The organism is Streptomyces sp. NPDC091649, assembly GCF_044756785.1.
GTDB lineage: Bacteria > Actinomycetota > Actinomycetes > Streptomycetales > Streptomycetaceae > Streptomyces.
Genome location: NZ_JBIVTR010000005.1, coordinates 23,842 through 41,628 on the forward strand (window position 1 = coordinate 23,842; position 17,787 = coordinate 41,628).

At 71.9% G+C, this 17,787-nt stretch carries 15 protein-coding genes and 4 tRNA genes; 9 read left to right on the plus strand and 10 right to left on the minus strand.

The features are described from left to right. From ACIQMU_RS11770 to ACIQMU_RS11790, 5 genes are all read right to left on the minus strand, one after another. Positions 1-1,974, minus strand: a 1,974-nt coding sequence (locus tag ACIQMU_RS11770) for a DEAD/DEAH box helicase (RefSeq protein WP_402688762.1), incomplete at its 3' end; no start/stop codon positions are given. A 239-nt stretch (positions 1,975-2,213) separates the two neighbouring features. Next, positions 2,214-2,786, minus strand: a complete 573-nt coding sequence (locus ACIQMU_RS11775; RefSeq protein WP_402688763.1) for a hypothetical protein — start codon at positions 2,784-2,786, stop codon at positions 2,214-2,216. 341 nt (positions 2,787-3,127) lie between these two features. Continuing rightward, on the minus strand, positions 3,128-3,502 hold the full coding sequence (locus ACIQMU_RS11780; protein ID WP_352239402.1) for a CrcB family protein: 375 nt from the start codon (positions 3,500-3,502) through the stop codon (positions 3,128-3,130). A gap of 85 nt (positions 3,503-3,587) precedes the next feature. Further along, positions 3,588-4,052, minus strand: coding sequence for a CrcB family protein (locus ACIQMU_RS11785; protein ID WP_352239401.1), 465 nt, complete (start codon positions 4,050-4,052; stop codon positions 3,588-3,590). Further along, positions 4,049-4,399 carry a metallopeptidase family protein gene (locus ACIQMU_RS11790; RefSeq protein ID WP_012380216.1) on the minus strand — a complete coding sequence of 117 codons (351 nt, stop codon included), beginning with the start codon at positions 4,397-4,399 and terminating at the stop codon, positions 4,049-4,051. The genes ACIQMU_RS11785 and ACIQMU_RS11790 overlap by 4 nt, the downstream gene beginning before the upstream one ends. A 112-nt stretch (positions 4,400-4,511) precedes the next feature. Here ACIQMU_RS11790 and ACIQMU_RS11795 point away from each other — a divergent pair, with 112 nt between their 5' ends. The 4 genes from ACIQMU_RS11795 (at position 4,512) to ACIQMU_RS11810 (ending at position 6,528) form a co-directional block, all read left to right on the plus strand. Next, the gene (locus tag ACIQMU_RS11795; protein WP_352239432.1) at positions 4,512-6,167 is read left to right on the plus strand and encodes a metallophosphoesterase; all 1,656 of its coding nucleotides are present in this window, start codon (positions 4,512-4,514) and stop codon (positions 6,165-6,167) included. A gap of 80 nt (positions 6,168-6,247) precedes the next feature. Further along, a tRNA-Glu gene (locus tag ACIQMU_RS11800) sits at positions 6,248-6,320 on the plus strand. A gap of 38 nt (positions 6,321-6,358) precedes the next feature. Further along, a tRNA-Asp gene (locus ACIQMU_RS11805) sits at positions 6,359-6,433 on the plus strand. 21 nt (positions 6,434-6,454) lie between these two features. After that, a tRNA-Phe gene (locus ACIQMU_RS11810) sits at positions 6,455-6,528 on the plus strand. 41 nt (positions 6,529-6,569) lie between these two features. On the opposite strand, the gene ACIQMU_RS11815 is transcribed toward ACIQMU_RS11810, so the two are convergent. The 3 genes from ACIQMU_RS11815 to ACIQMU_RS11825 all read right to left on the minus strand — a co-directional run bounded on the left by ACIQMU_RS11815 (position 6,570) and on the right by ACIQMU_RS11825 (position 8,776). Further along, entirely contained in the window at positions 6,570-7,469 is a 900-nt protein-coding gene (locus tag ACIQMU_RS11815) for a cytochrome c biogenesis CcdA family protein (RefSeq protein ID WP_402688764.1), read from the minus strand. Further along, a complete protein-coding gene (locus tag ACIQMU_RS11820) occupies positions 7,466-8,275 on the minus strand; it encodes a thioredoxin domain-containing protein (protein WP_352239399.1) in 810 nt (269 codons plus the stop codon). Before ACIQMU_RS11820 ends, ACIQMU_RS11815 begins: the two co-directional genes overlap by 4 nt. A 63-nt stretch (positions 8,276-8,338) precedes the next feature. After that, entirely contained in the window at positions 8,339-8,776 is a 438-nt protein-coding gene (locus ACIQMU_RS11825; RefSeq protein ID WP_352239398.1) for a hypothetical protein, read from the minus strand. A gap of 133 nt (positions 8,777-8,909) precedes the next feature. Between ACIQMU_RS11825 and hrpA the strand changes: the two genes are divergently transcribed. The 3 genes from hrpA to ACIQMU_RS11840 all read left to right on the plus strand — a co-directional run bounded on the left by hrpA (position 8,910) and on the right by ACIQMU_RS11840 (position 13,543). After that, complete coding sequence (gene hrpA, locus ACIQMU_RS11830; RefSeq protein WP_402688765.1) at positions 8,910-12,866, plus strand: ATP-dependent RNA helicase HrpA; 3,957 nt, start codon at positions 8,910-8,912, stop codon at positions 12,864-12,866. Positions 12,867-12,994: 128 nt separating this feature from the next. Then, a tRNA-Asp gene (locus tag ACIQMU_RS11835) sits at positions 12,995-13,069 on the plus strand. Between the two features lie 153 nt (positions 13,070-13,222). Continuing rightward, entirely contained in the window at positions 13,223-13,543 is a 321-nt protein-coding gene (locus ACIQMU_RS11840; RefSeq protein ID WP_402688766.1) for a DUF6274 family protein, read from the plus strand. A gap of 612 nt (positions 13,544-14,155) precedes the next feature. Here ACIQMU_RS11840 and bldC read toward each other — a convergent pair. Both bldC and ACIQMU_RS11850 read right to left on the minus strand, forming a co-directional pair. After that, positions 14,156-14,362 (minus strand): developmental transcriptional regulator BldC, encoded by a 207-nt coding sequence (gene bldC, locus ACIQMU_RS11845; protein ID WP_003949541.1) that lies wholly within the window; start codon positions 14,360-14,362, stop codon positions 14,156-14,158. 675 nt (positions 14,363-15,037) lie between these two features. Continuing rightward, complete coding sequence (locus ACIQMU_RS11850) at positions 15,038-15,883, minus strand: hypothetical protein (RefSeq protein ID WP_352239395.1); 846 nt, start codon at positions 15,881-15,883, stop codon at positions 15,038-15,040. Positions 15,884-16,058: 175 nt separating this feature from the next. Between ACIQMU_RS11850 and ACIQMU_RS11855 the strand changes: the two genes are divergently transcribed. Both ACIQMU_RS11855 and ACIQMU_RS11860 read left to right on the plus strand, forming a co-directional pair. Next, positions 16,059-17,141 (plus strand): Leu/Phe/Val dehydrogenase, encoded by a 1,083-nt coding sequence (locus tag ACIQMU_RS11855; RefSeq protein WP_402688767.1) that lies wholly within the window; start codon positions 16,059-16,061, stop codon positions 17,139-17,141. 294 nt (positions 17,142-17,435) lie between these two features. After that, positions 17,436-17,693, plus strand: a complete 258-nt coding sequence (locus ACIQMU_RS11860; protein WP_352239393.1) for a DUF3073 domain-containing protein — start codon at positions 17,436-17,438, stop codon at positions 17,691-17,693. Positions 17,694-17,787: the final 94 nt, after the last annotated feature.

Genomic DNA, 17,787 nt, shown 5'->3' on the forward strand with positions numbered 1-17,787 from the left:
GCGGTTGAACGCCGGACGGTCGTTGTCCCGACGCTCGAACGAACGGCCACCACGGTCGTCCCGACGGTCACTGCCGCCACCCGAGCGGAAGCCGCCCGAAGGGCGCTCGTCACGACGGTCGCGGTTGAACGCCGGACGGTCGTTGTCCCGACGCTCGAACGAACGGCCACCACGGTCGTCCCGACGGTCACTGCCGCCACCCGAGCGGAAGCCGCCGGAGGGGCGCTCGTCACGACGGTCGTTGCCGCCGCGGTAGCCGCCACGGTCGCCACCGCGGTTGTCGCGGCGCTCGAAGTTGCCCCGCTCGTCGCGGCGCTGCTCGTCGCGGGCGGCCGGCTGCTCCGGCACGGAGACGGCTGCCACGAGGGCGGCCTCGGCCTCGGCGGCCACCGCGGCCACCGCGGCCTCCGGGTCGTCGCCCCGCTCCCGCGCGGCGCGGGCGACCAGGCGGTCGGCCTCCTCGCGCAGCTCGACGGCGCGGCGCTGGACGCGCTCCAGCTGCTTCGTCAGGTCGGCGGCCTCGCGCTCGGCCTGCTTGGCGGCGTTGTTCGCGGAGTCGGCCTGGACCTCGGTGAGCGAACGGGCGCCGGTGATCTCGGCGACCTCCGGCTCGAAGACGCCCGCGCCCTGGACGATGTGGCGCGAGGCGTCGACGCCCGCGTCCTCCATCAGGCGGAAGATCTGGCGGCGCTGGTGCGGAAGCGCCAGCGAGACGACGACCCCGGACTTGCCGGCGCGGGCGGTACGGCCCGAGCGGTGCAGGTAGTCCTTGTGGTCACCGGCGGGGTCCACGTTCAGGACGAGGTCGATGCCGTCCACGTGGATACCGCGGGCGGCGACGTCGGTCGCGACGAGCGCGTTGACGTAACCCTTCTTGAAGTCCTCCAGGACCCGCGTACGGGCGCCCTGGGTCATGCCGCCGTGCAGCGCGTCGGCCTTCACGCCGGACTCGATGAGCTGCTCGGCGATGCGGTCGGCGCCCAGCTGGGTGCGGACGAAGATGATCGTGCGGCCCTTGCGGGCGGCGATGGCGGCCGTGACCGGCGCCTTGTCCTTCGGCTTCACGACGAGGACGTGGTGCGACATGGTCGTGACGTTGCCCTGGGCGCTGTCGACCTCGTGCGTCACCGGGTTGGTGAGGTAGCGCTTGACCAGGGTGCCGATCTCGTTCTCCATGGTGGCGGAGAAGAGCATCCGCTGACCGCCACCGGGGATCTGGTCGAGCAGCTCGGTGACCTCGGGCAGGAAGCCCAGGTCGGACATCTGGTCGGCCTCGTCGAGGACGGCGACCTGGACGCTCGCCAGGGAGCAGGCGCCGCGGTTGATGATGTCGCGCAGCCGGCCCGGGGTGGCGACGAGGACGTCGACACCGCGCTCCAGCGCGTAGATCTGGTTGCCCATCGACGTACCGCCGCAGACGACCTTCATCTTGAGGCCGAGCACGTCGCCGTACGGCTGCAGCGCGTCCGCGACCTGCATGGCGAGCTCACGGGTCGGGGTGAGGATGATGCCGCGCGGCTTCTTCTTCTCGGTGGTGCCACCGGAGAGCGAGGCCAGCAGCGGCAGACCGAAGGAGAGCGTCTTGCCGGAGCCCGTACGGCCGCGGCCGAGGATGTCCTTGCCGGCCAGGGCGTCCGGAATGGTCGCCGCCTGGATCGGGAAGGGGGCGGTCACGCCGTTCTGCGCGAGCTTGCGGACGATGCCGTCCGGCAGGCCCAGCGAGCCGAAGGTGACGGTCGGCTCGGCGGCCTCCTCGGCCTCGGCGGAGGTCTCGGCGACGGGAGCGGTGGTCACCTCGGTGGAGGCGTCGGCCTGCGCGTCGGCGACGAAGTCGGCGACGGACTTCTCGGCCACGACGGGCTTCTCCGCGACGACGATCTCCTCGGCGGCCGGGGCGGAGGCGCCGGCGGGAGCCTCGGTCACAGCCAGCTCGACGAGCTCGGCGAGCTCGGCGTTGTCGACGTTCTCAGGCATGACGGTGTGGTCAGAACTGGAAATTGACATGCGAAATGCGAAACCTTCCGGAGTCTCGGCACGCGCCCATAACTCCGTGATTCGCAATTTCGACCGCCTCAATGCGGTCCAGCCACGGCAAGGGAGAGTACGCGCCACACGGCGCTCTTCTGTGTCGGCGCCGGGCAATGGGATCAAACGATCTACTACCATACGCACTCCCACCCACATTGCGCAAACCGGCCGTGCCGGCACCCCGGCTACACGGGCCCCACCTGCGGCGATGCCTCCGGCGTCCGCAACGGCCGAGCACTCTCCGGCCCGCTCATCGCGTGGGCTCGCAACTGTGCGGCGGGCGACGCGGAGGGGGACGGATCCGGCGGATCGGTGGGCTCCGGCTCGGGCTCCGGGTCCGGCGCGGGCGTCGGCGAGGCCGGCGGCTCCGGAGTGGTCGGCGGGGGCTCCCCCGGGCCCGGCGCCGACGGCGTCGGCGAGGGCGGCGGAGCGTCCGCGGTGGGCTCCGGGGCGCCGGGTTCGGGGCGCGGCCCCCGGGGGGTGACCGTCGGCACGGCACGGGACGCGTCCGGGCTCGGGCTGCTCCCGGGAACGGCCCGGTCCGAGTGCGGGTGGGCGCGCCCGGCGCGCCCCCGGACCTGTCCGGAACCGGGGACCGTGTCGCCGGCCGGGTCCGCGGCGGAGCCCTTCGGTCCGGCCGACCGCGAGGGCCCCGGCCCCCCGGCGCCGTCCTCGCCGACACTCATACAGCCGGTGGACGCGGCGATCGTCAGCGCGGTGACGGTTGCCCAGCGGGCGGGGGCGGACAACTGGCGCACGAGTGGCACCTCCGGGGCGAGGGGGCGAGGGGGCGGGAAGCAGGCGAGGAGCGGAAGCAGCAGCGAGGGAAGGCAGCGGGGGAAGCAGCGACGGGAAGCGGAGAGCGCGCGGCGCGGACGGCGGAGCGGGAAGCAGAAGCGAGCGGTACGGCGTCGTACCGTGCCCAACTCCCCCGACCCCGCCGGAGACACGCCCGAAACGCCACCCGCCCCGCACCGCGACCGCCGAAACGCCTCCGGGCACCGCGTGATCCGGCCGGGCCCGGCGCCCCCGCCGAACGCGCCGGGCAGGGCCGCGGGCGGGCGGAGCCGTGCCGCGCCGCGACCGCCGGAGCCTCCCGCTACACCCCGGCCCCGCCCGCCAGCTCCGCCCCCAGGAACACCGCGCCCAGGCCCGTCAGCAGCGACGCCAGCACGTTGGCCGCGGCCAGGAAGGCCCGGCCGGTCTCGGCCAGGCGGAGGGTCTCGTACGAGAACGTCGAGTACGTCGTCAGCGCCCCGCACAGGCCCGTCGCCAGCAGGGCGTGCGCCGGGGAGGAGACCGCGGCGCCGGTCACGAGCCCGAGCAGCAGGCTGCCCGTCGCGTTCGCCGTGAAGGTGCCCCAGGGGAAGAGGTACGGGGTGCCCGGCCCCTGGGCCGCCTGCACCGCACGGTCCGTCAGATAGCGCAGGGGCGCGCCCACCGCCCCGCCGATCGCCACCAGCAGCCAGTTCACGCGGCCCGCCCCTCGCCCCTGCCCGACCGGCCCAACCGGTCCAACCAGTCCAACCGGTCCAACCGGTCCGACCTGCTCACGCGGCTCACGCGGCTCTCCCCTCGTCCGGGGCGCCCCGGTCCAGCCAGGTCCGCGTCGCCACGGCCGCCGCCCACACCGACCCGAGCGCGGCCGACGCCGTCGCCACCGCGTACGCCGCCGCGACCGCGACCTCCTGACGCGCCAGCAGGTCCGAGACTCCGGCCGCGTACGTCGAGAAGGTCGTGAAGCCGCCGAGCACGCCCACACCGAGGAAGGGCCGCACCAGGGGACGGGCCACCCGGCCCCGTTCGACGGTGAGCACCATCAGCACGCCGATGAGGGCGCAGCCGGTCACGTTGACGACGAGCACCGTCCACGGGAAGCCGCCCGCGCCGGGCCACAGCACCAGCGCCCCGTAGCGGGCGAGCGCTCCCAGCGCGCCCCCGGCCGCGACCGCCGCCAGGACCCGGCCCTGCGGGGCGGCGGGCGGACCGGGCTCCGGCAGCTCGTCCGGGGCCTGCTCGCTCACCCGTAGCCCAGGGCGTGGAGCCGCTCGTCGTCGATGCCGAAGTGGTGGGCGATCTCGTGGACCACGGTGATCTCGGTCTCCGCGACGACGTCCTCCTGCGTCTCGCACATCCGCAGCGTCGGCCCCCGGTAGATGGTGATCCGGTCCGGCAGCACTCCGGCGTACCACTCGCCGCGGTCGGTGAGCGGGGTGCCCTCGTAGAGCCCGAGCAGGTCGGGATCGCCGGGCTCGGGTTCGTCCTCGACGAACACCGCCACGTTGTCCATCAGCCGCGTCAGCTCCGGCGGAATGCGGTCCAGAGCCTGGCTCACCAGCTCCTCGAACTGTTCGCGCGTCATCTCCAGCACCCGGCCATTGTCACGCACGACGGCCCCGTACGGGCGGGCCCCCGACGGCGAACGTGCGGACGCCCGGCCCGCGAACGGCATGGGCGGGGCCGGACCGGGACATACGGGCCCAATGGTCCGCGTCCCGTTCCGTGCCGCAGCCGACCGCGTCCGGCACCGCCTCAGTCAGCTCGTCGGCCCGCAGTCCCGGGGCCGTGCCTCCGTCCGCGCCCATCCCCGTATCCCCGCCGGCACCGGCGCGGCGGCCTCGGGCGGCCTGACGGGCCCCGTACGCCGCCCCGCCCTCCGGGCCCTCGGCCTGCTCGCCGTCGTCGTGCTGGGGGCCTGGCTGGGGCTCCTCGCCGTGGGGAGCATCCGTACGCCGGTCGGCCCCATGGACACGAACATGACGCTGCGCCCCTCCCTCACCGGCGGCAGCAAGATCAACGTGGCTCCGCTGGGGGCCCTGGAGCTGGACTCGCACGTGGCGCCGCTCCGTCTCGACGTGGACGTGGACCGCCTCGACCCCGAACGCTCCCAGGCCCTGGTCGACCAGCCGGAACGGTTCGCCGGCCTCCAGGACGAGGTGACCCGGGACGTCGCCGCCGGCACCCGGGAGCTGGCCGTGCGCTCCTGCGTCGCCGTCGTCTCCGGCGCGACCGCGCTCGGTCTCGTCGTCTACCGCCGCCCCCGCCGCGCCCTGGCCGCCGGCGGGCTCGCCCTCACGCTGCTGGCCGCGTCCGGCGTCAGCGCGTACGCCACCTGGAACCCGAAGTCCGTCCTGGAGCCGAAGTTCTCCGGGCTGCTCTCCAGCGCCCCGTCCCTGGTCGGCGACGCCCGCTCGATCGTCACCGAGTTCGACATCTACCAGCAGGAACTGGCCCGCCTGGTCACCAACGTCACCAAGCTGTACGACGCGGCCTCCACCCTCCCCGTCTACCGGCCCGACCCCGGCACCATCCGCGTGCTGCACGTCTCCGACATCCATCTCAACCCGGCCGCCTGGCACATCATCGCCTCGCTCGTCGAGCAGTACGAGATCGACGTCATCGTCGACTCCGGCGACACGATGGACCACGGCTCCGCCCCCGAGAACGGCTTCCTCGACCCGATCCGGGGCCTCGGCGCGCCCTACGTCTGGGTGCGCGGCAACCACGACTCGCCCGTCACCCAGACCTATCTGGAGAAGTTCGAGAACGTCCACGTCCTCGACGACGGCAAGGCGGTCGACGTCGGCGGGCTGCGGATCGCGGGCACCGGCGACGTCTCCTTCACCCCGGACCGGACCGCCCCGACCGGCGGCAAGGAGGCCGCTCGGCTCGAAGGCGCGCGCCTGGCCTCCGCGCTGCGCGACCAGGAGCACGCGGGCACACCGGCCGACATCGCCGTCGCCCATGACCCGAACACCGCCCGGGAGACCGACGGCACGGTCCCGCTGGTGCTGTCCGGCCACCTCCACCGCCGGATCAACGAGCAGCTGAAGTTCGGCACGCGGCTGAAGGTGGAGGGCTCCACGGGCGGTGGGGGGCTGCGCGCCGTGCAGAACGACAAGCCGGAGAAGGTGCACGCCTCCGTGCTCTACATGGACCGCTCCACCCGTCGGCTCCAAGCCTGGGACGAGATCACCCTGGGCGGCCTGGGGCTGACGACCGCCGAGGTCAGCCGCCACCTTCCGGAGGAGAACCTGAAGCAGGGCTCCCCCGTCTCGCCCTCCCCGTCGCCCTCTCCGTCCCGGGACTCGTCGCCGTCTCCGGGCCGCTCCCCGGCGCGCCCGACGCCCTCGCCGTAAACCGTTTTGGCGATAGCTCCGCCCATCCCATATGCTTCTCACGTCCCCGACGCGCTGCAAAGCGAACAGGCGGGCCAATAGCCCTCATCGTCTAGTGGCCCAGGACGCCGCCCTTTCAAGGCGGTAGCACGGGTTCGAATCCCGTTGGGGGCACGTTTCACCGTGTGCGAGACTCGTTTCGCACATTGCTTGGTCCTGTGGAGCAGTTTGGAGTGCTCGCCACCCTGTCAAGGTGGAGGCCGCGGGTTCAAATCCCGTCAGGACCGCTGCAGCCCCAGCGGCTGCGTGGCTGGGTAGCTCAGTTGGTACGAGCGATCGCCTGAAAAGCGATAGGTCGCCGGTTCGATCCCGGCCCCAGCCACCTCTCGAAGGCCCCGTCCACCGGACGGGGCCTTCGTCGTGTCACACCTTCTCGGCCTTCTCGGCCTTCTCGGCCTTCTCGGCCTTCTCGGCCTTCTCGGCCTCTTCCGCGGGCAGCCCGGATACGCGCCGGCGCCAGGCCCGGACGGCCAGGGCCGACAGCACCACGAGCACCACCGCCCCCAGCAGAATCCCGTCCGGCACCTGCTCGCCCAGCTTCTGCGCCCACTGCTCGACCGCGAACGAGTCGTCGACGCTCAGCAGCCCGGGCAGCGCGGTCGTCCCGTCGTACACGAGGAACAGCGCGCCGAGCCCGATGAAGAACAGTCCCGACAGCAGCGACGTGGTGTGCAGCTCGAACCGGCCGAGGCGGACGGCCCGGCCGCGCAGCCAGGCCCGGCGGCCGAGGTCGAAACGCTCCCAGAGCAGGGCGAGCACGAAGAGCGGCACGGCCATCCCGAGCGCGTAGACCGCCAGGAGCAGCCCGCCGTAGACGGGGCTGCCGCTGACCGCCGCCACGGTCAGGACGCTGCCGAGAATCGGGCCCGCGCAGAATCCGGCCAGCCCGTAGACGGCGCCCAGGGCGTAGACGGAGAACGCGGTGGTGGGGCGGACCCGGCCGCTGAGGGCCGCGATCCGCCGCGAGGCGAAGCCGAGTCCGACGATCTGCGCGAGGCCCAGCACGATGATCAGCCAGCCCGCGCCCGTGACGAGGGCGTCGCGGTGGCCGTAGAACAGCCGCCCGGCGTAGGAACCCGCCGCGCCGAGCGGGACGAGGGTCGTGGCGAGCCCGGCGTAGAAGATGCCGGTGCGGGCCAGCAGCCGGGAGGCGGAGTCGATGGAGTACGCGAAGAAGGCCGGCAGCAGCAGTGCGCTGCACGGGCTGACCAGGGCGAGCAGCCCGCCGAGGAAGGCCGCGAAGTAGCCGATGTCCGCCGTCACGGCGCGGGGTCCCCGGCGTCGTCGCCCGCGTTGCCGGTGTCCTCGCCGGTGGCCCTCGCCTGCTCGGCGGCGGCCTCGATGGCCTGGTCGAACGTCTCGTCCGGCTGCGCTCCCGCGATCGGGCGGCCGTTGATCAGGAACGACGGGGTGGACGTCGCGCCGATCCCGTACGCCTGCTCCTGGTCCTTCGCGACGGCGGCCCGGGCAGGTTCGCCGTCGAGGTCCTTCATGAACCGGTCCAGGTCCTTCACCCCGGCCTCCTCGGCGAGGGCCTTGACCCGGTCCTTGCCGAAGCCCTTCTCCTTCGCCCCCTCCGCGTAGGCGGCGCGGTGGAACTCCCAGAAGCGGTCCTGCTGCCCGGCGGCCCAGGCGCCGCGCGCGGCGTTCTCGGACTCCTCGCCGAAGATCGGGAAGTTGCGCCACTCGATGCGCAGCGTGCCGTCCTTCACGTACTTCTCGATCAGCTCGGGCTCGGTGTCCCGGGCGAACTTGCCGCAGTAGCCGCACTTGAAGTCGGCGTACTCGATCAGGACGACCGGGGCGTCCGCCCGCCCGGTGGCCAGCTTGTCGTCGGCGTCCCGGCGGGCGAGCTTCGCCAGTTCCGGGTAGACGCCGTCCCGCGGGCCGGCGGAGACCTCGGCGGCCGGGGCGGAGGAGGTGTCCTGGGCGGTGCCGCCGGGGGCGGTGGCCCGGTAGGAGGCGAACCCGAGGAGGCCGGCGGCCACGACGATCGCGGCCCCGTAGACCAGGGGTTTGCGGGCGGAGGACGTCGCGCTCGGGGAGTTGGGCTTCTTGGGTGTGGGCATGCGGCACTCCGTGCTGGTGGTGCGGAAGGGGAAAGGGCGGGCGTGGAACGGGCGGGGGCCCGCCTACACCCGCAGCACGGAGAGCTCGACCGGGGTCGGAGTGACGGGGACCGGCTCCCTGACCCGTATCCCCGGCGGCGGCTCGGCCGGCAGCGCGCCCGTCGCGGCGGGCAGCCCCCACGGCGCGAGGCCGGGCGCCTGGTCGTACGCCGTGCGGACGCGGGAGGGGGCGGCGGGCTCGCCGTCGTGGTCGCGGAGCTTCCCGCAGCCGGGGACCGGGGCGCGGGTGTCGGCGGCCTCCGCCGCCGGAGGCGTGGCCCGGGCGCGCGCGACGGGGGTCGCCGGCGCGGAGGCCAAGGGCCCGGGGGCGAAGTGCGCCGAGGCCGTCGGCGCGAGAGCTCCGGGCGCGGAAGCCGGGGACGCCGTCGCAGCCGGTCCGCACAGCAGCCCCACGACGACCGCGAGCAGCGCCGTCAGGCTCCACCAGTGCGTACGGGACACGGAACCGGGCCTTTCTCGCGCAGAGGGCGGGGGGCTGAGCGTTCGACTGCCCGAAATGGTACGTGCCGCGTGACGCAGCCCGCGCGAAATGAGGTCGCCACCGCGCGGGCCCGGGTGAGATCCTGGGAGCCGTATGTCTACTTCCTTCGCCGATCTCCAGTCCCAGCTCGGACAGCTCTCGCTCCGTGACGCGAACCGGCTCGGCCGGCGCCTCGAAGGAGCGCGCCGCATCCGCAAGCCCGAGGCCCGCCAGTCCGTGCTGGACGAGATCGCGGCCCAGGCGGGCAAGGCGGCCGAACGGCTCGCGGCGCGCGCGGCCCGGCTGCCGGCCCTGTCGTACCCGCAAGAGCTGCCGGTCAGCCAGAAGAAGGACGAGATCCTGGAGGCGATACGCGACCACCAGGTCGTGATCGTCGCCGGGGAGACCGGGTCCGGCAAGACCACGCAGATCCCCAAGATCTGTATGGAGCTGGGGCGCGGCGTCCGGGGCATGATCGGGCACACCCAGCCCCGCCGGATCGCCGCCCGTACGGTCGCGGAGCGGGTCGCGGACGAGCTGAAGACGCCGCTCGGTGAGACGGTCGGCTGGAAGGTCCGCTTCACCGACCAGGTGAACCCGGAGTCGACGTATCTGAAGCTGATGACGGACGGCATCCTGCTCGCCGAGATCCAGACGGACCGCGAGCTGCTGGCGTACGACACGATCATCATCGACGAGGCCCACGAGCGGTCCCTGAACATCGACTTCCTGCTCGGCTATCTGGCCCGGCTGCTGCCCAAGCGCCCGGATCTGAAGGTCGTCATCACCTCGGCGACCATCGACCCGGAGCGGTTCGCCGGCCACTTCGGCGACGCGCCGATCGTGGAGGTCAGCGGGCGGACGTATCCGGTGGAGGTGCGGTATCGACCACTGCTCGAAGGGGCCGACGAGGATGCGGCGGACTCCGACCGCGACCAGATCACCGCGATCTGCGACGCCGTCGACGAGCTGGGCCACGAGGCCCCGGGCGACGTCCTGGTCTTCCTCTCCGGCGAGCGCGAGATCCGGGACACGGCGGACGCGCTGAACAAGCGGAACCTCCGCCACACCGAGGTGCTCCCCCTCTACGCGCGCCTCTCGCACGCCGAGCAGCACCGGGTGTTCCAGCGCCACACCGGCCGCCGCATCGTGCTGGCGACCAACGTGGCCGAGACCTCGCTGACGGTCCCCGGCATCAAGTACGTGATCGACCCGGGCAACGCCCGTATCTCCCGCTACAGCCACCGCACCAAGGTCCAGCGGCTGCCGATCGAGCGGATCTCCCAGGCCAGCGCCAACCAGCGCAAGGGCCGCTGCGGCCGTACGTCGGACGGCATCTGCATCCGGCTGTACTCCGAGGACGACTTCGTCACCCGGCCGGAGTTCACCGACCCGGAGATCCTGCGGACCAACCTGGCCTCCGTCATCCTCCAGATGACCGCCGCCGGGCTCGGCGACATCGAGAAGTTCCCCTTCATCGACCCGCCGGACCACCGCAACATCCGCGACGGCGTGCAGCTCCTCCAGGAGCTGGGGGCCCTGGAGCAGGGCGAGAAGTCCACCCGGGAGGGGAAGACGGGGCAGCGTCTGACGCCGCTGGGCCGCAAGCTCTCCCAGCTGCCCGTCGACCCGCGCCTGGCCCGCATGGTCATCGAGGCCGACCGCAACGGCTGCGCCCGCGAGGTCATGGTCATCGCCGCCGCGCTCTCCATCCAGGACCCGCGCGAGCGGCCCGCGGAGAAGCAGACCCAGGCCGACCAGAACCACGCCCGGTTCAAGGACGAGACCTCCGACTTCCTGGCCTACCTGAACCTCTGGGCCTACGTCCGCGAGCAGCAGAAGGAGCGCGGCTCGTCCTCGTTCCGCCGGATGTGCAAGCAGGAGTACCTGAACTTCCTGCGCATCCGCGAATGGCAGGACATCTACGCGCAACTGCGTACGGTGGCCAAGCAGATGGACATCACCGTCGAGGAGCCCAAGACGGAGGGGTCCGTCCCCGAGCAGGCGGTGCACACCTCGCTGCTGGCCGGGCTGCTGTCGCACATCGGGCTGAAGGACACCGAGAAGAACGAGTACGTGGGCGCGCGCAACGCCAAGTTCGCGATCTTCCCCGGGTCGGCGCTGTTCAAGAAGCAGCCCCGGTTCGTGATGTCGGCGGAGCTGGTGGAGACCTCCCGGCTGTGGGCGCGGGTCAACGCGAAGGTCGAGCCGGAGTGGATCGAGCCCCTCGCCGGGCATCTGCTGAAGCGCACCTACAGCGAGCCGCACTGGGAGAAGGACCAGGCCGCGGTGATGGCGTACGAGCGGGTCACCCTCTACGGGGTGCCGATCGTCGCTCAGCGCAAGGTCAATTTCGGTCGTATCGACCAGGAGGCATCGCGGGAGCTGTTCATCCGCAACGCCCTGGTCGAGGGCGACTGGCGCACCCATCACCAGTTCTTCCATGACAACCGCAAACTCCTCGGCGAGGTCGAGGAGTTGGAGCACCGCGCGCGGCGCCGCGACATCCTGGTGGACGACGAGACGCTGTTCGACTTCTACGACGAGCGGATTCCCGAGCACATCGTGTCCGGGGCGCACTTCGACTCCTGGTGGAAGAACAAGAAGCGCGAGGAGCCGGACGCGCTCGACTTCGAGCGCTCCATGCTCATCAACGAGAAGGCCGGGGCCGTCACCAAGGACGACTACCCGGACTCCTGGCGGCAGGGGAAGCTCAAGTTCAAGGTGACGTACCAGTTCGAGCCCGGTGCGGACGCGGACGGCGTGACCGTCCACATCCCGCTCCAGGTGCTCAACCAGGTCACGTCCGAGGGCTTCGACTGGCAGATTCCGGGGCTTCGCGAGGAGGTCGTCACGGAGCTGATCCGCTCGCTGCCGAAGCCGGTCCGCCGGCACTACGTCCCGGCGCCGAACTACGCCGCCGCGTTCCTCGACCGGGCGGTCCCGCTCCAGGAGCCGCTGCCGTTCACGCTGGCGCGGGAGCTCCAGCGGATGGTCGGCGTGCCGGTCACGGCCGACGACTTCGACCTCTCCCGGGTCCCGGACCATCTGAAGATCACGTTCCGGATCGTCGACGAGCGGCGGCGGAAGGTCGCCGAGGACAAGGACCTGGAGGCGCTGAAGCTCCAGCTGCGGCCGAAGGCCCGGCAGGCGCTCTCCAAGGCGGCCGCGGCGACCGCCGGGCCGTCCGGCGAGTCCATCGAGCGTTCCGGCCTCACCGACTGGACGATCGGCACGCTCGGCAAGGTCTTCGAGACGCGTCGCGCCGGGCAGCCGGTGCGGGCCTACCCGGCCCTGGTCGACCAGGGTGAGACCGTCGCCGTGCGCCTCTTCGACACCGAGGCCGAGCAGCGGCAGGCGATGTGGCGCGGCACCCGGCGGCTGATCCTGCTGAACATCCCGGTGAACCCGGCGAAGTTCGCCTCGGACCGGCTCTCCAACCAGCAGAAGCTGGCCCTGTCCCGTAATCCGCACGGTTCGGTCCAGGCGCTCTTCGAGGACTGCGCCACCGCCGCGGCCGACCGGCTGATCGCCGCGCACGGTGGGCCGGCCTGGGACGAGAAGGCGTTCCGGACGCTGTACGACAAGGTGCGCGCCGACCTGGTGGACCTGACTGTCCGCACGATCGACCAGGTGCAGCAGGTCCTGGCCGCCTGGCAGGCGTGCGAGCGCCGGCTGAAGTCGACCAACAGCCTGACGCTGGTGGCCAACGTCACCGATGTGCGCGAGCAGCTGGCCCGTCTCGTACCGCCCGGTTTCGTTACGGCCACCGGCCTGCGCCGGCTGCCGGACCTGATGCGCTACCTCGTCGCGGCCGACCGGCGGCTCCAGCAGATGCCGACGGCCGTGCAGCGGGACACCACGCGGATGGCGAAGGTCCACGAGATGCAGGACGAGTACGCCTGGCTGCTCGAACAGCTGCCGCGGGGCAGGCCGGTGCCGCAGGAGGTGCTGGACGTGCGCTGGATGATCGAGGAGCTGCGGGTCAGCTATTTCGCCCACGCGCTGGGCACCGCGTTCCCCGTCTCCGACAAGCGGATCGTGAAGGCGATCGACGCCCTCGCGCCCTGAGCGCGGGACCCGTGAGGGCGCCCCCGGGGCGGTGACGGAGCCACCACCAGGAGTGAAGTCGACCTGGACCTCCCACCTCCTGTACAGTCTGGTTTCGCAGCAAGCCGCAAGGCAAGCGGCGAAAACCTGGTCCTGTGGAGCAGTTTGGAGTGCTCGCCACCCTGTCAAGGTGGAGGCCGCGGGTTCAAATCCCGTCAGGACCGCAGTAGAAGAAAGCCCGGATCGTTTCGATCCGGGCTTTCTCGCGTCTTGACGGCCCCGGGCCCGACGGGTACCCCGTAGATGCAGCGGCCGTCCCTGTCCCCCCGGCGCTTCGCACGGCGGGGGACGGCCGGGCTCGCCGGGAGGTGGCTCGTATGTCCGCGTCCACAGCACGACATGAGACCCGCGCACTGCTGCGCGCCCATCTGGCCGCCGCTTCCGCCTATCGCCATCTCACGCGGCACTGCGCGGTCTGCCATCGCCTCCTGCGCCTCGCCATGGAGTCCGGGGACGGCGGAGGGCGGAAAGCGCCCGCAGGCGCTTCCGACGCCCCGCAGACCGCCGCCGGACGGCCGCACGGGGGCGCGGGCGGCGACGGGGCCCCGGAGCGCGACCGGGGCGGGGAGCGCGCCGGAGAGCGCGACGGGAGGCCCGGCGGAGAGCCGGCCGGGGACGAAAGGCCCGCCACGACATGACCATCGGCCGGGTGCCTCCACGTCCGGGCAGTGGCACGGTGGTAGTTGGCAAGCTTTCCAGGGTGTGACGGTAGTCACCGAATGAGTTTTCAGACCGGGGGATTTTATGCCTCCCCTACAACTGGTGAATTTAATATGTGCAATTGCACGGGGGTGACAGGTGCGCGAGGACCGTTCCGTCCGGGGCTGTCCCACCGCGTCCCCACCGCGTCCGGGACGCTCACCCACACTCCCGCACAGACCCGCTCACAGACCCACGAAGCCCCCGGGGCCGACCCGCCGGCATGTGCGGGACGCCTCGCGGGACGGCCGTCGACGGTCGGCAGAAAGCCCTCAGAGCCCCTGAAGCCGACCGACCGCCCGGTTCTGACGCGGCTCGCCCGGGAGGCCGGGAGCGGCCCGAGGGGGCGGGTCCCGGGCACAAAAAAGATCGCGCTGGACCCGGCGGAGTCCAGCGCGATCGATACGACGACACCCGTAGACACAGGTATGACGCCCGTTGGGGCAGGCGTCCGTCGAGTGGAGCTATGGGTGGGCGGCTGGGGTTGGGGGACCCGGCAGCTGCCCGATAGGTGATGCTGTGCTGCTGTACTGCTGCGAGACAGGGGTGTGTCAGGCCTCGCTGCGCTGCTGCGGAATACCCGCAAGCAGTGCGCGGACCTCGGCCTCGCGGTACCGGCGATGCCCACCGAGCGTGCGGATGGACGTGAGCTTGCCAGCCTTGGCCCAACGGGTGACCGTCTTCGGGTCCACGCGGAACATCGTGGCAACCTCAGCCGGGGTCAGCAGCGGCTCGGCATCAGGGGTGCGAGCGGTCATGAGCGGCCTCCTCGGGAGAACCGAACCTTCTCGGTTCTTTCCTCTAAATTCTGCACCTTGACCCGCGTTGCCCGAAATGGCGGACGCGGGCCGAGTCGGTTATAGGACGAACGGCTTGTCCTCGGCACTACAACTACACCATCCGTCCAGCCACGTCGGCCAAACCGATGGAATTGCCCTCCAGGTGTTCATCAGCGACGGAAGCCGATGGACCATGCCATAGCGGACAGTCACGCCCCGGTGACGATCAGTCACAGAGCGATCAGGAGTCGTCAGACCCCCCATAAAACGCGATGTCGAGCATTCCGCCCTTATCTGGACAAAAGGAGCCCTCCCCGGACTCCTTGTCCTATTTTGGCATGAGGAGCTGGGATGGGCGCAAGGGCCCCGTAAGTGCTGTCCATCACGCTTGAGGCAAAGGCCCGGTTCGGGACGTAGGTCCCGGGCCCAGCGGAGTACGCTTCCGCCTCACTCTTCACACGCGCCACTCGGGACGCAGGTTCACGGTCCGTCAACTGCGCACCGACCCCGGTCGGCCGCCCTCCGCCGAGGCGACCCGGCTCCCTCCTCCTTCCGTACGGTCCGGCCTCATGGCCCGTCCGCCGGCCTCTCGGCCGTCCTGGATGAAGGATGCCCCGGTTCCGTCGCCTTGATGCCGCTGTGGGCCTTTTCACGTCAATTGGTGAACTGGAGGTCCCGGACCGCCCGCCAGCGCTCCGCCAGCCGCGCGTACGCCTCGCCCGCGCCCTCGTTGTCGCCGTCCCGCAGCGCGGCGAGCCCTTCGGCCACATCCGCCGCCGACCGGTCCCCCGCGAGCCGCTCCGCCGGCAACGCGTGCACGAGGCCCCCGTAGTCCAGCTCGACCAGGGAGCGCGGATGGAACTCCTCCAGCCAGCGGCCCACGTCCACCAGGCCCCCGGTCAGCGGGCCTTCGGGAACGTTCTCCCGCAGCGTCCGCAGCGCCCGCGCCAGCCGGCGCCGGGCCTCGACCATCGGGGTGCGGTAGCGCAGGACGGGCCCGGCGCCCTCGCCGTCCGCCGCCGCGTACTCCCGCTCCTCGTCCCGGAAGAGGACGAACCAGCGCACCGGCACCTGCCACACCGTGGTGCGGATCCACGGTCTCGCGTCCGGGTGCAGCCGCTGCCAGCGCTCGTGGTCCGCCGCCGCCTGACCGCGCACCACCGCGGGCAGCAGGAGGTCCAGCACGTTGGCCGGAAACATGCCCCCCAGTTCTTCCAGGGCCAGCCAGCCCCGCAGCCTGGTGCGCCACGGGCAGACGCACACCACCCCGTCCAGCTCCGCCACGAACGCGTCACCGCTCTCGTGCGCGGGCACCCCGACCGGCGGCGTCGGCACCAAGTCCGCCAGCGAGCGGCGCAGTTCGTCCTGGGCCGTGGGCAGCTCGCCGCGTTGCGCGTAACGCGCCCAGTGGCTCCGCTCGGGCTCGGCGAATGCGGCGAGCGGCTCGTAGACCCGGAGGTAGGACGTGTAAGGGACGCGCACCGAAGACACCACCGACATGCAGCGCATCGTGTCACGGCGGTACACCCGCAGGGGGCGATCCTCCGCACGGGGGCAGATCCGCGCCCTCGGAGGACTTACGCTCTTGCCCATCGGACCGGCCGTGCCGGTCGGTCCGGGGCCCTCCCCACCCCCAGGAGGGCCTCCGCCGCTTCGTTGTTTGGGAGTCACCACAGTGACCGATGTGACCGACGGCGTCCTGCACACCCTGTTCCACTCGGATCAGGGGGGCCACGAGCAAGTCGTGATCTGCCAGGACCGTGCCAGCGGCCTCAAGGCCGTCATCGCCCTCCACTCCACCGCTCTGGGCCCGGCCCTCGGCGGTACCCGCTTCTACCCCTACGCCTCCGAGGCGGACGCCGTCGCGGACGCGCTGAACCTGTCGCGCGGGATGTCGTACAAGAACGCCCTGGCCGGTCTCGACCACGGCGGCGGCAAGGCCGTCCTCATCGGCGACCCGGCGAAGATCAAGAGCGAGGAACTGCTCCTGGCCTACGGCCGGTTCGTCGCCTCGCTCGGCGGCCGCTACGTCACCGCCTGCGACGTCGGCACCTATGTCGCCGACATGGACGTCGTCGCCCGGGAGTGCCGCTGGACCACCGGCCGCTCCCCCGAGAACGGCGGCGCGGGCGACTCCTCGGTGCTCACCGCGTTCGGCGTCTTCCAGGGGATGCGCGCCTCGGCCCAGCACCTGTGGGGCGAGGCGACGCTGCGCGGCCGCAGGGTCGGCGTCGCCGGGGTCGGCAAGGTGGGCCACCACCTCGTCGAGCACCTGCTCTCCGACGGGGCCGAGGTCGTGATCACCGACGTCCGCGAGGAGTCGCTGCGCCGGATCACCGACGCGCACCCCGAGGTCGCCGTGGCGGCGGACACCGACGCGCTGATCCGCACCGAGGGCCTGGACGTCTACGCCCCGTGCGCGCTCGGCGGCGCGCTGAACGACGCGACGGTGCCGGTGCTCACCGCGAAGGTGGTGTGCGGCGCGGCCAACAACCAGCTGGCGCACCCGGGGGTCGAGAAGGACCTGGCCGACCGGTCGGTTCTCTACGCGCCCGACTACGTGGTCAACGCCGGCGGCGTGATCCAGGTGGCCGACGAGCTGCACGGGTTCGACTTCGACCGGTGCAAGACCAAGGCGGCGAGGATCTTCGACACCACGCTGGAAATATTCGCACGTGCGAAGGCGGATGGGATTCCGCCCGCCGCGGCGGCGGACCGCCTCGCCGAGCAGCGGATGGCGGAGGCGCGCGGGCACTGACCGGGCGGCCTCCAGCGGCCCGCCGACCGGCGACCGGCGACCGGCGAGACAAGTCTCACCCCCGTCGGCGGGTCGTCCCGCACAAGAGGTTAAAATCGCGTCTGACCAGCAAGGACGGGGCTCCTCACCGACCCTGTGCCGGGGCCGAAATGCGGGCGGCGTACCGTATGGCCACGGAAGCAGGTACCGTTAAAGCTCTACGGGCGCGGCCTCTCTGTCGAGAGACCGTCCCGAAACATGAACGCGTGTCAAGACTCTGGGGCCGTCGAGCCCCGTCACCGAGGGGGTCGAGCCATGGGGCGCGGCCGGGCAAAGGCCAAGCAGACCAAGGTCGCCCGCCAGCTGAAGTACAGCAGCGGCGGGACGGACCTGTCGCGTCTGGCCAATGAGCTGGGCGCATCGCCTTCGAGTCAGCCACCGAACGCTGAGCCGTTCGAGGACGACGACGAGGAAGATGACCCGTACGCACAGTACGCGGATCGCTACAACCAAGACGAGGACGAGGGTCAGGACGATCAGTCCGGTCCGTCGTCACAGCGCCGCGGCGCTTGACCTCGCGCTGACACATCAACCCGGTCCGGGCTTGTCCCGGACCGGGTTCTGTGCGTCCCGATCCGGCTCCGGTCCGTGCGGCGGGCACCGGGCG